Source organism: Pectobacterium sp. A5351, from assembly GCF_028335745.1.
Classification (GTDB): domain Bacteria; phylum Pseudomonadota; class Gammaproteobacteria; order Enterobacterales; family Enterobacteriaceae; genus Pectobacterium.
Genome location: NZ_CP116477.1, coordinates 2,514,910 through 2,527,503, shown reverse-complemented (window position 1 = coordinate 2,527,503; position 12,594 = coordinate 2,514,910). Strand labels below are relative to the sequence as shown.

The following is a 12,594-nucleotide window of genomic DNA, read 5'->3' as shown; positions in this document are numbered from 1 at the left end:
AGGTTGTTATATCAGGAAATTCAAAGGATTATGCGTATGAAAAAGTGGTTAGCTATCAGTTGCCTGATTGCCGGTGTGACCTCAACCGCTGTCTATGCGGACGCGGCAAAAGATTTGCAGGGTCGCCTCAATAAAGTAAACAGTTTCCATGCAAATTTTAGCCAGAAAGTCACCAGTGCCGACGGCGCAGCCGTGCAGGAAGGGGAAGGTGAACTGTGGTTGAAGCGGCCTAACTTATTTAACTGGAAAACCACATCACCTGATGAAAGTACGCTGATTTCTGACGGAAAAACGCTCTGGTTCTACAATCCGTTTGTGGAGCAAGTCACGGCAACCTGGCTGAAGGATGCAACAGGAAATACGCCGTTCATTCTGATTACGCGTAACGATGCCAGCGACTGGAGTAAATACGATGTGCGCCAGAAAGGCGATGATTTTGAGCTTACGCCGAAATCCGCGAGTGGCAATCTGAAACAGTTCGCGATTAATGTGACGACCAACGGCACAATCAAGCAGTTTACCGCGACGGAACAGGATGGGCAGCGGAGCGCTTATGTGCTGAAGAACCAGCAAAATGCCGCTGTTGATGCCGCGAAATTCACGTTCACACCGCCGAAAGGCGTCACGCTGGATGACCAGCGTCAGTGAGGCCAGAGTGAGCAACCTGTCCCTTGATTTTTCCCACAACGAATTCCAACCCCTGGCCGCGCGTATGCGGCCAGCGACGTTGGCGCAGTATATTGGCCAACAGCACCTGTTAGGTGCGGGTAAGCCTTTGCCACGGGCAATCGAGGCAGGGCAATTGCACTCCATGATTCTCTGGGGGCCGCCAGGAACGGGAAAAACCACGCTGGCAGAATTGATTGGGCATTACGGGCAGGCTGATGTAGAACGCATTTCTGCCGTGACGTCAGGGATTAAAGAGATTCGTGAAGCGATTGAGCGTGCCCGGCAAAACCGCAATGCCGGGCGTCGCACTATTTTGTTTGTCGATGAAGTCCATCGCTTCAACAAAAGTCAGCAGGATGCGTTTCTGCCACATATTGAAGACGGAACGATCACCTTCATTGGGGCGACAACGGAAAATCCTTCTTTCGAACTCAATTCCGCTTTGTTATCTCGCGCCCGCGTCTATTTGCTAAAAGCGCTGACGGCGGAAGATATCGAGCAGGTCTTGCAGCAGGCGATGAGCGACAGCGAGCGAGGATACGGCGGACAGAATATCGTCTTGCCTGCTGACACCGCACGGATGCTGGCTGAATTGGTCAACGGCGATGCCAGACGCGCGCTGAATAGTCTGGAAATGATGGCCGACATGGCGGAAATCGACGTGCAGGGCATGCGTGTTCTAACGCCGGCACTCCTCAACGAAATCGCTGGTGAGCGTAGTGCTCGCTTTGATAACAAAGGCGACCGTTATTACGACCTAATTTCGGCGTTGCATAAATCGGTAAGAGGTTCCTCGCCGGATGCGGCGCTTTATTGGTACGCGAGAATCATCACCGCCGGTGGCGATCCGCTGTATGTTGCCCGACGACTGTTGGCGATTGCATCGGAAGATGTCGGTAACGCCGACCCGCGTGGGATGCAGGTGGCTATCTCCGCCTGGGATTGCTTCACCCGCGTTGGCCCCGCAGAAGGGGAGCGCGCCATCGCCCAGGCGATTGTTTATCTGGCCTGTGCCCCTAAAAGTAACGCCGTGTATAGCGCGTTTAAAGCGGCGATGCAGGATGCGCGCGAGAAGCCAGACTATGATGTTCCGGAACACTTGCGTAACGCGCCGACCCGATTGATGAAAGAAATGGGGCTCGGGGCAGAGTATCGATACGCACACAATGAATCCAATGCCTATGCGGCCGGCGAGATCTACTTTCCACAGGAAATGGCGGATACGCACTATTACACGCCGACGTCGCGCGGCCTTGAGGGCAAAATTGGTGAAAAGCTCGCCTGGCTTGCCGCTCAGGATCAAAATAGCCCGACAAAACGCTACCGTTGAACTAAGCGTTGCGGTAAGGTTATTGAGGTATTTTCTGAAACCGGCCGCGTAGCGCGCCGTGTACGACATCATTTCATTTGATAATCATAAGCACAGGATTAGCATGCTCGATCCCAATTTACTGCGTAATGAGCTAGACGCAGTCGCCGAAAAGTTACTGGCTCGCAGAGGCTTTAAGCTGGATGTTGAGACCCTGCGTAAGCAGGAAGAACGTCGTAAAGTATTGCAGGTAGAAACGGAAAGCCTGCAGGCAGAGCGTAACTCCCGATCGAAAGAGATTGGTGCAGCGAAAGCACGCGGTGAAGATATCGAGCCTTTGCGTCGTGAAGTCAACACATTAGGCGAAAAACTGGATGCCGCGAAAGCCGAACTGGATCAGTTGCAGAATGAAATTCGCGATCTGGCGTTAACGATCCCAAATCTGCCTGACGATGCCGTGCCGCTTGGCAAGGATGACTCAGAGAACCAGGAAGTGACTCGCTGGGGTGAGCCACGTAAGTATGATTTCCCGGTGCGCGATCATGTTGAACTCGGCGAGATGGCTGCCGGGCTGGATTTTGCCGCGGCGGTGAAATTGACCGGTGCGCGTTTTGTTGTGATGAAAGGACAAATTGCTCGTCTGCATCGTGCGCTTGCCCAGTTCATGCTGGATTTGCATACGCAACAGCATGGCTATCAGGAAACCTATGTGCCTTATCTGGTTAACCACGCCACGTTATACGGTACTGGTCAGTTGCCTAAATTTGGCGAAGATCTGTTCCATACCCGGCCGTTGAGCGAAGAGGCGGAAAACAGCAACTATGCGCTGATTCCGACGGCTGAAGTTCCGTTGACCAATCTGGTGCGTGACGAGATTCTTGACGAAGAATCCTTGCCGTTGAAGATGACCGCTCACACGCCTTGCTTCCGTTCTGAAGCAGGTTCGTATGGTCGTGATACGCGTGGGTTGATTCGTATGCACCAGTTTGACAAGGTTGAACTGGTACAAATCGTCCGGCCTGAAGATTCTATGCAGGCGCTGGAAGAATTGACGACCCACGCCGAAACGGTTCTGCAACTGCTGAAATTACCGTATCGTAAGGTCTTGCTGTGCACAGGTGATATGGGTTTTGGCTCCACCAAAACTTACGATTTGGAAGTCTGGCTACCGGCGCAGGATACGTACCGTGAAATCTCCTCTTGCTCAAACATGTGGGATTTCCAGGCGCGCCGTATGCAGGCTCGCTGCCGTAGCAAGTCCGACAAGAAGACCCGTCTGGTTCACACGCTGAACGGTTCTGGTCTGGCAGTCGGTCGTACTCTGGTGGCTGTTCTGGAAAATTACCAGCAGGCTGATGGCCGTATTGAAATTCCTGAAGTGCTGCGTCCGTACATGGGCGGGCTGGAATTTATTGGCTAATCGCTGATGACCTGAAAAAAGCGCCCGTTTATGGACTGACCCCATAAAGTTGGACAGTTCATGTTAAGCGGCTATCAGGGCCCGGGTTCGGTATTCTACCGGACTCAGGCCTTTTAATTTCAGGCTGATCCGCTCGTTGTTATAGTAATGGATATAGTCCTCTATCGCCTTCCTCAGTTCATTCAGATCGCTGAACCTGTTCAGGTAAAAACACTCCGATTTCAGTGTGCCGAAGAAGTTCTCCATCACCGCGTTATCCAGGCAGTTTCCCTTGCGTGACATGCTTTGCGTCATACCCTGTGCCTTTAACTTTGCCTGATAGCCTGCCATTCGGTATTGCCAGCCCTGATCCGTGTGCAGCAGCGGTGTATCCTCCGGTCCGAGCGCTGAGAACGCATCGTGCAGCATCGTATTAACCATCTCCATCACCGGCCTTTCCGACAGGCTGTAGGAGATAATCTCCCGGTTAAACAGATCGAGAACCGGCGACAGGTACAGCTTTTTACCCTGCACCGAGAACTCTGTAACATCCGTGACCCATTTTTCGTTGGCTTTCGATGCACTGAAGTTCCGGCTCAGGATATTGGGCGCAGCCTTGCCCATTTCCCCTTTCCAGGCACGATATTTCTTCACCCTTATCAGAGAGCGGAGTGACAGCTCCGCCATCAGTCTCTGCACAGTTTTATGGTTTACCAACAACCCCTGTTTTCTCAGTGAGAGTGTGATCCTGCGGTAGCCATAACGCCCTTTGTGATAGTGGTAAATCTCTCTGATTTTATCTTTCAGCCCGGCATGCCTGTCCACTCGCTTCAGCGCATTCATATTGTGATACCACGTACTACGGGACATACCCGCTGCACGCAGAAGATCACCGAGCGCATACTCCAGCCTTAGCTCACTGATTATTCCGGCTTTCTGCCGCTTTTCTCGCTTTGAACTAAGGCCTTCAGCTTTTTTAGATAGGCATTCTCTGCGCGCAGGTAACGAAGTTCAGCCCGCAGTTCTTCGGGAGATAACTTTTCCAGTGCAGCATCGGTAAGTGGAGGTGTTTTTTTGGGTTTTGTCATGTCCTTGCTCCGGCCTGGTTTTATGCTCAGAAGTCCTTTCTCACCTGCGTCTTTGTATACATTCACCCAGTGCCGGACAACGGTTTCAGTTGAGATATTAAACCGTGCGGCAGCTTCACGCATCGAAAGTTCTTCATTGAGAACAGTCTGGACAACAGTCATCCGGAACGCCGGAGAATGGCGGTCATTTTTCCAGGTAATGCCATCAATACCATGGAGTTGCCAGGCTCTTACCCAGCGTCGCACTGATGTTCTCTCAACACCAAAGCGTTCAGCTGTACGATGTGTTCCATCTTTTCCGGCGAGGTAGTGATTAACTACAGCTAATCTGGTTTCGAGGGAATATTTTGGCTTTGCCATAAAAAACTGCACCTTACTCAGTTGGGTGTCCAACTTTTGGGGTGCAGTCCATTAGAGGCGCTTTTTTTACGCCTGGCGCTCGGTAATATTTTTTCATCGTAAAAATAGCTTCTTTGTTTTAAACAACCTGTTTGACTGAATTTTAAAGCTAAAAATGATTTAAAATCAGTGAAATAGATTGCTCCTGTTTTCAAGTGTAACGCATCCTTGTATGCGTTGATGAATTCTTTCAATCCATCTTTTGAGAAAGGACTTTTAGCACTTTTTGCCCGGATTGACTTTTATATACGCAGTGGCATGATGCGCTCACTCTTCTCCGGTTGTTTGGTTATCCACTTCGCTATGTCTGCTTATTCCCGCCCAGTGCTGCTATTGCTCTGCGGACTCTTGCTGCTGACAGTTTGTATCGCGGTATTAAATACTTTGGTACCACTTTGGCTGAGTTATCAATCTCTTCCCGTCTGGCAGGTTGGCCTCGTTGGCTCATCCTATTTCGGCGGCAATCTGGTTGGAACGCTAGTCGCCGGTAAATTAATCAAACTTTATGGGTTTAACCGCAGCTATTATTTCGCCGCTTTATTATTTGGCATCGCGATTGCTGGTCTCGGTATTTCTACGGATATTGGCAGTTGGCTATTCTGGCGCTTTCTTGCTGGGATCGGCTGTGCATTAATCTGGGTCGTGGTTGAAAGCGCCTTGTTGTGTAGCGGAACGCCGACGCAACGAGGGCAACTGCTGGCTGCGTATATGATTGCCTATTACCTCGGTAGCGTGATTGGACAGCTCCTGCTTGGCGTATTGCCGACAGCATTGCTGAACGTGCTGCCGTGGATGGTCGCACTAGTTATTTTGGCAGTATTACCACTGTTGTTTACTCGTCTTCCTACGCCGCCAGAACAGCAAGAAAAGTCTGTTAGTCTGTGGAAAATGTTGACGTATCGCAGTGCGCGTTTAGGCGTACATGGCTGTATTATTTCCGGCGCAATTTTAGGATCGCTGTATGGCCTGATGCCGCTGTATCTTTCTCATCAGGGAATGAATGATGCGCAGGTTGGATACTGGATGGCACTGCTGATTAGCTCTGGGATTATCGGTCAATGGCCTATTGGACGTATGGCCGATCGATATGGGCGGCTATTAGTTCTGCGGGTATTGGTCTTTGTTGTCATTATTGGCTGTATTGCCATGTTAAGCCTCAGTCACTATGCCATGGCGCCGTCGCTGTTCCTGCTGGGATGCGCAGGGTTTACGCTGTACCCCGTTGCCATGTCGTGGGCATGCGAAAAAGTACGCCCTGATGAGCTGGTCGCGATGAATCAGGCCTTGCTCCTCAGCTACACGCTTGGCAGTCTTTGCGGGCCAAGCGTTGCTGCGGTATTGATGCAGAGCTACTCCGATCGCTTGCTGTTTGTACTGATTGCTGCTGTTGCCATGCTCTACCTGATGATGTTGCTCAGAAAAGCCGATCATCATCCAACTCCGTTAGCTGCTGCTTGAGCTAGCGGTATCGAGACTGGCCAACGAGCTTTGTCCTGCTTCGACCATGTTATTCCACAGCGCTTCAGCCACCGGGCTAAGGCGCTGTTTTGCGTTTCGCACCAGATAAAATATGCTGGTTAGCTCCAGTTTCTCTGGTGCAATCGCGGTAAGTTGTCCTTTCTCAACCCATTTTTCTGCGTAGTGATCGGGAAGAAAGCCAACATGCGTCCCAGCTAATAAAAGCAGCAAGCTACTTTCCAAATTCCAGGCTGTATTTTGCAGACCTTTCTTTGCCACTGGCCCTAGCTGTTTGCTAATTTCGTGTAGTGCATGACCACCAATGAGTAATCTATTGGGGTTAAGTGTTCCGTCCTGCCACTCTTTTTTTATCCTCGCTGCATTTTCTGAAACAGAATAAAAATAACTATTTTCAACGAAAACAGGTTGAAAATAGATTTCTGTTGGAACATCGTCCGGCAAAACGCTCAGGATAATGTCTATGTGACCATTTTTTAGACGCTCCATGAGCGGTGTGTAATCGCCAATTTCTAGTTCAACAGCAACGTCAGGGCTCTGCTCATACAATTTTCCAATAGCATTAGAAATCACTTTATCTGGGTGAGTGACGGTATTATCCAGACAACCAATCCGAGCTTTACCAATAAGTTGATGTTTTATACTTGCCAATCGATTAGCAAAATCGTCCAACGTAGCAATGACAGATTTAGCTTCCTGATAGACCACTTCCCCTTCGGTTGTCAGGGCAAAACCCCCGCGTCCACGTTCGCACAGGACTAACCCGAGCGTATCCTCAAGGCGAGACAGGTAGTGGCTCAGTACGGGTTGGCTCAAGCCTGTTGTATCTTGTGCGTTAGTAATTCCTTGTTTTTCAACGATTTTACAAAAAAGTTTTAACCAGCGGATCTCCAGTTTATCTAAGCGCATAGCATTTCCTTCGCATACATTACATATCTGAATGTTAACATCAAAATATATCTGTATTAATCGATATGAAACCCATTTATGGTGTTGCCACACCACATCGCTGATGTGGTTGCCACGAAAAGTGTGGTTTTATGCGTCACATCAGGGTCTCTCATAAGCACAATGGTGTTGTTAGCTTGCTGACGACACCATTGTTCTATACGCCGTCAGGCAACCTCTATAAAATATCACAACGATACAATAATTATTTGCCGCTTATTTAATGGAGGGAATATGACTCAAGGGAAAGCTGTACCTGAAAAAGAACAACAGGGACGGCAAATCTATGATTACGAATACGAATCTGTACCGACTGAAGCTAGAAAAAGCTGGTATGTTATCGCGTTAATATGGTTGGCAATGGGAATTGACATCTCAGGTCTATTTCTTGGTGCTTTCTTAAGCGGTGGGTTGCCTTTTTCTCAGGCTGTTAGTGCCACGCTTATTGGTTCTGCTTTTTTAGGCGTGTTGGCAGCATTATGTGCTAACGTCGGTTATGGCTGTGGGCTATCAACAACGCTACTCAGTATTTCCGTTTTTGGGCGTCTTGGTGGAAAGATCATCGGTATTTTCTCTGCGGTATCATTGATTGGGTGGTTTGCTTTTCAACTGGATTTTTTTGGTGTGATGCTGCAAAAGGCGCTCCTCCATTATCAATTTGAACCAGATCGTTTTCTTATTTTAGTTTTCGGTATGGTGCTGATGACCTCTACTGCTATCTGGGGTGTCAGGGCATTAGGCAAACTGAGTGTATTCAGCGTGCCATTAATGCTGGTATTGATCATTACAGGCCTGATTTTAGCAGCGAATACCCACCCTGAAATACCTCTTCCAATAATTAAAGCGCCAATTAGTATAGGAAGCGCGATCTCTTATGTTGTTTCTATCTGGATAGTCTCTGCCGTGATGTCACCGGATATTGCGCGCTATGCAAAAACGCGTAAAGACGCGCTTCTCGGTGCAGGATTGGGGTTCTTTTTGGGTAATAGCTCAACGATAGTAGTGGCACTCACTCTGACTCATCTGGTCGGGACAGAAGATTTAGTTGAGGTCTTTTTCAGTATTGGTTTGGGTATGTCTGCTATTGTGGTGCTTATTTTTGCCCAATGGACAACCAATAGTACCAACCTTGTTTCTGCATCACTGGGCCTATCCGTTGTTATTCGAGCGCTATCGCGACCAGTATTGGTTGTACTAATGGCTATTGCCGGGTTGCTGTTAGCTTACAACGGTATGATTAATAATTTTACTCAATTCTTGTCACTGCTTGGTGTCCTGATTTCCCCTATCGCGGGTGTTTATCTCGTCGAATATTATTTTATTAAATCTTCACGTTTGCAGGAAAGTATATCAGAGGCTTCATTCTTGAATGTTGCGGCGGCTATATCTTGGTTTCTCGGTAGTATTGTGAGCCTATTAACCTCCCCTGATTTTTTTGACTTATTTACGATAAGCTCGATCTCTGCTCTGGATGGCGTAATGGTGAGTATGGCGGTTTATATCGGTATACATAAATTTTTCCCTAAATTGGCAGATTAAACGTGTTACGCAGATAACATGAGATCTTGGGTAGAGTATGTCTCGTTCTATTAATACACAAATAATCGATGATATAGCACTAGGGGCTGCTGTTCTTGGTACAGGGGGCGGCGGCGATCCGTATGTAGGCTCTTTGATGGCAAAACATGCATTAAAAAATGCAGCCGAAGTGACTATATTCGATTTAGATGAAATTAAAGATGATGATGTGTTTGTGCCTTGCAGCATGATTGGCGCAACGACGGTAGTTGTTGAAAAAATTATGTCAGCGGGCCAGTTTGTTCGGGCATTTGATGCGATGGAAAAGGCGCTTGAGCGGCCTATCACAGCAACGTTTCCAATCGAAGTCGGCGGAATGAATTCGCTTATACCGTTTGTCGTTGCGGCTGCGAAAGGGTTACCTGTCGTCGATTGTGACGCGATGGGGAGGGCCTTTCCCGAAGCACAGATGGTGACTTTTTTTCTTGATGATTTACCTTCTGCACCCAATACGTTAGCTGATGAAAAGGGAAATACAGTTACCTTAAACCCTATTGATGGTATGTGGTCCGAGCGTTTGGCCAGGGTGATTGCAGAACAAATGGGGGCGGCATGTGCCATGTGTGATTACCCATTGCGCGGTAGTCAACTTAAGCGCAGTGCAATCAAAGGTACGCTCACGCTGGCGCAGGATATTGGAAAGACACTGCGTCAGGCTCATCAGTCGGGAAGTCATCCCGTGCAATCTTTGCTTACCATACTTAGTGGTCACGTCATTGCATCTGGCAAGGTTGTTGATGTCGACCGCCGTACCATAGGAGGGCTTGCCCGGGGCAAAGTCATGTTGGATGGCATGGGGAACGACAAGGGTGAGTCGTTTACGGTGCTTTTCCAGAATGAACTATTACTCGCTTATCGCTCCTCACAGGTGACAGATCCTAGGCAGGATAATCTGCTGGCTGTTGTGCCTGATTTAATCTCCATCGTAGACAGTGAAACCGGACGTCCAATTATTACGGAACATTTACGTTATGGGCAGCGAGTTGATGTCATTGCCTATCCGTGTAATGAAAAGTGGCGAACGCCAAAAGGGATTGATGTTGCGGGGCCGGAGTATTTCGGTTATCCGGTGCAGTATGTGCCGATAGAACAGCTTGCAAATCGCTGAGGCTTTCCCGATGTTACATAAAAATGATTACCGACTCGGGATTGATGTCGGCGGCACCAACACGGATGCGGCAATTTTAGATGCAGATCTGCGCTGTATTGCGACGGCCAAATTTCCTACCAGCCTGAATATTTATAGCGGCATCGAACGAGTTATTGCAGACGTTCTGACACAGTCAGGTATTGAGCCACAACATATTCGCTATGCGATGTTGGGCACAACGCAATGTACCAATGCGATTGTTGAGCGGAAAGGGCTGGATCGCGTTGGATTATTACGCCTGAGCCTGCCAAGCAGCGATAGCGTCCCGCCGCTATTTGGCTGGGATGACGAGTGGCAAAGGACATTAGGCGAGCATTTCTACCAAATTCATGGCGGCTATGAATTTGATGGCCGCGAGATTCATCCCGTAGTGCGAGATGAGGTCTTGGCGGCCTGTGACAGGATGCGCGGTCATGTGGATAGCGTGGCGATTTGCGGCGTATTTTCTCCCGTTAATAATGAACAGGAGATGCAGGTTGCTCAATGGGTGAATGCAGCATTACCTGAAGTCTCCCTGTCGTTATCCCACCGGATCGGCAGCACGGGACTACTGGAAAGGGAAAACGCAACCATCCTGAATGCATCGTTACAAAGCACTGCCAACCGCTTTGTTAGCGGTTTTACGCAAGCGCTAATCCGACACGGTATTAAGGCTACGCCGTTCTTCGGGCAAAACGACGGTACATTGATGTCCGAAAGTATGGTGAAGCAATACCCCATTCTGACGATGGCCTGCGGGCTAACGAACTCGATTCGTGGAGCGTGCCACCTTTCTGGACTGGATAATGCACTGATCATCGATGTTGGCGGCACGACGACAGACATTGGCGTGTTGGTGAACGGCTTCCCACGTGAATCGGCCATCGCTGTTGAAGTGGGCGATGTGCGAACGAATTTCAGAATGCCGGATATTATTTCTATCGGCATTGGCGGTGGAACCTGCGTGCGGCAGTCTCCGGATGGAAAGCTCACTCTTGGACCTGATAGCGTCGGCTATCGCCTGCTTGAACAGGGCGTCAGCTTTGGCGGGGAGACGTTAACGCTCAGCGATATCATGCTGCAACTCCACCCTGAGCGGTGGACATCTGGTCTTCCTCGTCCGTTGCCCGAGCTGGGTAACGTATTTTGCCAGCAGGTTTATCGTCAGATGATTGATAAAGTGGAAAGTGCCATCGATCGGATCAAATCGTCAAGTGCGGCTATTCCCGCTGTGCTTGTTGGTGGCGGCAGTATTTTACTGCCTGATGTTTTATCGGGAATCAGTCAGATTGTGCGCCCGCAGAATTTTGATGCGGCAAATGCGGTTGGTGTAGCGTTAGGGAAGGTCGGTTCACAGATTGAACGCGTGGTGAAAATGCCGGATAACGATCGTGAAAAGATAAAAAGCGAGCTGCTACTGCAAACCGTTTGTCTGGCAGAAGAGACGGGAGCGATGCCGGGCAGCGTTGAAATCATCGACTACCAGGAAATTCCGTTGGCTTATTTACCGGGGAATGCGGTACAGGTGAAAATCAAGGCAGCAGGAAATCTGGCTTAGCGCTGCACTTAATGATGTATGGATATCTCTTCGCTACAATGAAAATAGCGCGCCATGAGCGCGCTATTTTTTCAGGAAATGTCAGAGATTAGTACATGACCTTGTGACCGTAGCTTTCAAGAATCGACTTAATACGATCCATGGTATCGGCCTTCGGTGGTTTAACACCGTCTAATTTGTACTCTTCACCCATCGCAATCCACTTGTGTTTGCCAAGTTCATGATAAGGAAGAAGCTCAATTTTCTCGATGTTCGTCATATCCTTGGTGAACTCACCCAGCTTGTGCGCAGACGCATCATCATCAGACCAGCCGGGGACGACCACGTAACGTATCCAGGTACGCTGGTTGCGTTTTGCCAGATAGCGAGCGAAATCCAGGGTACGGTGGTTCGATACGCCCACTAAATTCTGATGTATATCGTCGTTCATTTGCTTCAGATCGAGCATCACTAAATCGCTGACGTCCAGTAGCTCGTCAATGACCGGGTCATAGCGGCGAACAAACCCGTTGGTATCCAGACAGGTATTGATGCCTTCTGCCTTGCACGCGCGGAACCAGTCGCGAACAAACTCAGCCTGGAGAATAGCCTCACCGCCGGATGCCGTTACGCCGCCGCCGGATGCATTCATAAAGTGGCGGTAGGTCACGACTTCTTTCATGAGTTCTTCCACCGTCACTTCCTTGCCGCCGTGCGTATCCCAGGTATCTCGGTTATGGCAATACAGGCAGCGCATCAGACAGCCCTGGAAGAAGATGATGAAACGGATACCTGGGCCATCGACGGTGCCGCAGGATTCAAAGGAGTGGATGCGACCGATTACTGACATTGCGAGGTTTTCTCCAAATTTGACCGAACAATAGCGGTCTTTATGAACGCAGTCATGAGAAAGCAGGTGTGAATCTGGCAGGGATGGCTGGCAGAAGAACACCGTGTGACAGATGCTGCGTCGAATCTGTTTTGCGAGCCATCCACAGAATGAGGTCAATATAGCGGGCTGGCAAAACAGGCTAACAAGCTGGACGACAATCGGGGGTGAGA

General features: G+C 49.3%; 10 protein-coding genes. 7 read left to right on the top strand and 3 right to left on the bottom strand.

Annotated elements, in window-relative coordinates:
* The first annotated feature begins 36 nt into the window (after window positions 1-36).
* The 3 genes from lolA (at window position 37) to serS (ending at window position 3,398) form a co-directional block, all read left to right on the top strand.
* Complete coding sequence (gene lolA, locus O1Q74_RS11835; protein WP_271873365.1) at window positions 37-648, top strand: outer membrane lipoprotein chaperone LolA; 612 nt, start codon at window positions 37-39, stop codon at window positions 646-648.
* Between the two features lie 7 nt (window positions 649-655).
* Complete coding sequence (locus O1Q74_RS11830; RefSeq protein WP_271878898.1) at window positions 656-1,999, top strand: replication-associated recombination protein A; 1,344 nt, start codon at window positions 656-658, stop codon at window positions 1,997-1,999.
* Between the two features lie 103 nt (window positions 2,000-2,102).
* Complete coding sequence (serS, locus tag O1Q74_RS11825) at window positions 2,103-3,398, top strand: serine--tRNA ligase (RefSeq protein WP_271873363.1); 1,296 nt, start codon at window positions 2,103-2,105, stop codon at window positions 3,396-3,398.
* A 63-nt stretch (window positions 3,399-3,461) separates the two neighbouring features.
* Here the strand turns inward: serS and O1Q74_RS11820 are convergent.
* A protein-coding gene (locus tag O1Q74_RS11820) for an IS3 family transposase (protein WP_271873361.1) occupies window positions 3,462-4,825 on the bottom strand; the annotation gives its coding sequence in 2 pieces (ribosomal slippage) (window positions 3,462-4,348 and window positions 4,348-4,825; 1,365 coding nt in all).
* 342 nt (window positions 4,826-5,167) lie between these two features.
* Here O1Q74_RS11820 and O1Q74_RS11815 point away from each other — a divergent pair.
* Window positions 5,168-6,322, top strand: coding sequence for an MFS transporter (locus O1Q74_RS11815; protein ID WP_271873359.1), 1,155 nt, complete (start codon window positions 5,168-5,170; stop codon window positions 6,320-6,322).
* Here the strand turns inward: O1Q74_RS11815 and O1Q74_RS11810 are convergent.
* Complete coding sequence (locus tag O1Q74_RS11810; protein ID WP_271873357.1) at window positions 6,308-7,249, bottom strand: LysR family transcriptional regulator; 942 nt, start codon at window positions 7,247-7,249, stop codon at window positions 6,308-6,310. The genes O1Q74_RS11815 and O1Q74_RS11810 overlap by 15 nt on opposite strands.
* Before the next feature lie 273 nt (window positions 7,250-7,522).
* On the opposite strand from O1Q74_RS11810, the gene O1Q74_RS11805 reads away from it, so the two are divergent.
* From O1Q74_RS11805 to O1Q74_RS11795, 3 genes are read left to right on the top strand one after another with little or no spacing between them, the layout of a single operon-like run.
* Window positions 7,523-8,827, top strand: a complete 1,305-nt coding sequence (locus O1Q74_RS11805) for a cytosine permease (protein WP_271873355.1) — start codon at window positions 7,523-7,525, stop codon at window positions 8,825-8,827.
* A gap of 37 nt (window positions 8,828-8,864) precedes the next feature.
* The gene (locus tag O1Q74_RS11800; protein WP_271873353.1) at window positions 8,865-9,974 is read left to right on the top strand and encodes a DUF917 domain-containing protein; all 1,110 of its coding nucleotides are present in this window, start codon (window positions 8,865-8,867) and stop codon (window positions 9,972-9,974) included.
* 10 nt (window positions 9,975-9,984) lie between these two features.
* Window positions 9,985-11,553: a hydantoinase/oxoprolinase family protein gene (locus O1Q74_RS11795; RefSeq protein WP_271873351.1), complete on the top strand. Its 1,569-nt coding sequence runs from the start codon at window positions 9,985-9,987 to the stop codon at window positions 11,551-11,553.
* An 88-nt stretch (window positions 11,554-11,641) separates the two neighbouring features.
* Here O1Q74_RS11795 and pflA read toward each other — a convergent pair whose 3' ends face one another.
* The gene (gene pflA / locus O1Q74_RS11790) at window positions 11,642-12,382 is read right to left on the bottom strand and encodes a pyruvate formate lyase 1-activating protein (protein WP_015839981.1); all 741 of its coding nucleotides are present in this window, start codon (window positions 12,380-12,382) and stop codon (window positions 11,642-11,644) included.
* Window positions 12,383-12,594 lie beyond the last annotated feature (212 nt).

Excerpts from the sequence above, each read along its gene's own strand:
- lolA (WP_271873365.1), top strand. The coding sequence starts at position 37 with ATGAAAAAGTGGTTAGCTATCAGTTGCCTGATTGCCGGTGTGACCTCA.
- serS (WP_271873363.1), top strand. The coding sequence starts at position 2,103 with ATGCTCGATCCCAATTTACTGCGTAATGAGCTAGACGCAGTCGCCGAA.
- O1Q74_RS11815 (WP_271873359.1), top strand. The coding sequence starts at position 5,168 with ATGTCTGCTTATTCCCGCCCAGTGCTGCTATTGCTCTGCGGACTCTTG.
- O1Q74_RS11810 (WP_271873357.1), bottom strand. The coding sequence starts at position 7,249 with ATGCGCTTAGATAAACTGGAGATCCGCTGGTTAAAACTTTTTTGTAAA.
- O1Q74_RS11805 (WP_271873355.1), top strand. The coding sequence starts at position 7,523 with ATGACTCAAGGGAAAGCTGTACCTGAAAAAGAACAACAGGGACGGCAA.
- O1Q74_RS11800 (WP_271873353.1), top strand. The coding sequence starts at position 8,865 with ATGTCTCGTTCTATTAATACACAAATAATCGATGATATAGCACTAGGG.
- O1Q74_RS11795 (WP_271873351.1), top strand. The coding sequence starts at position 9,985 with ATGTTACATAAAAATGATTACCGACTCGGGATTGATGTCGGCGGCACC.
- pflA (WP_015839981.1), bottom strand. The coding sequence starts at position 12,382 with ATGTCAGTAATCGGTCGCATCCACTCCTTTGAATCCTGCGGCACCGTC.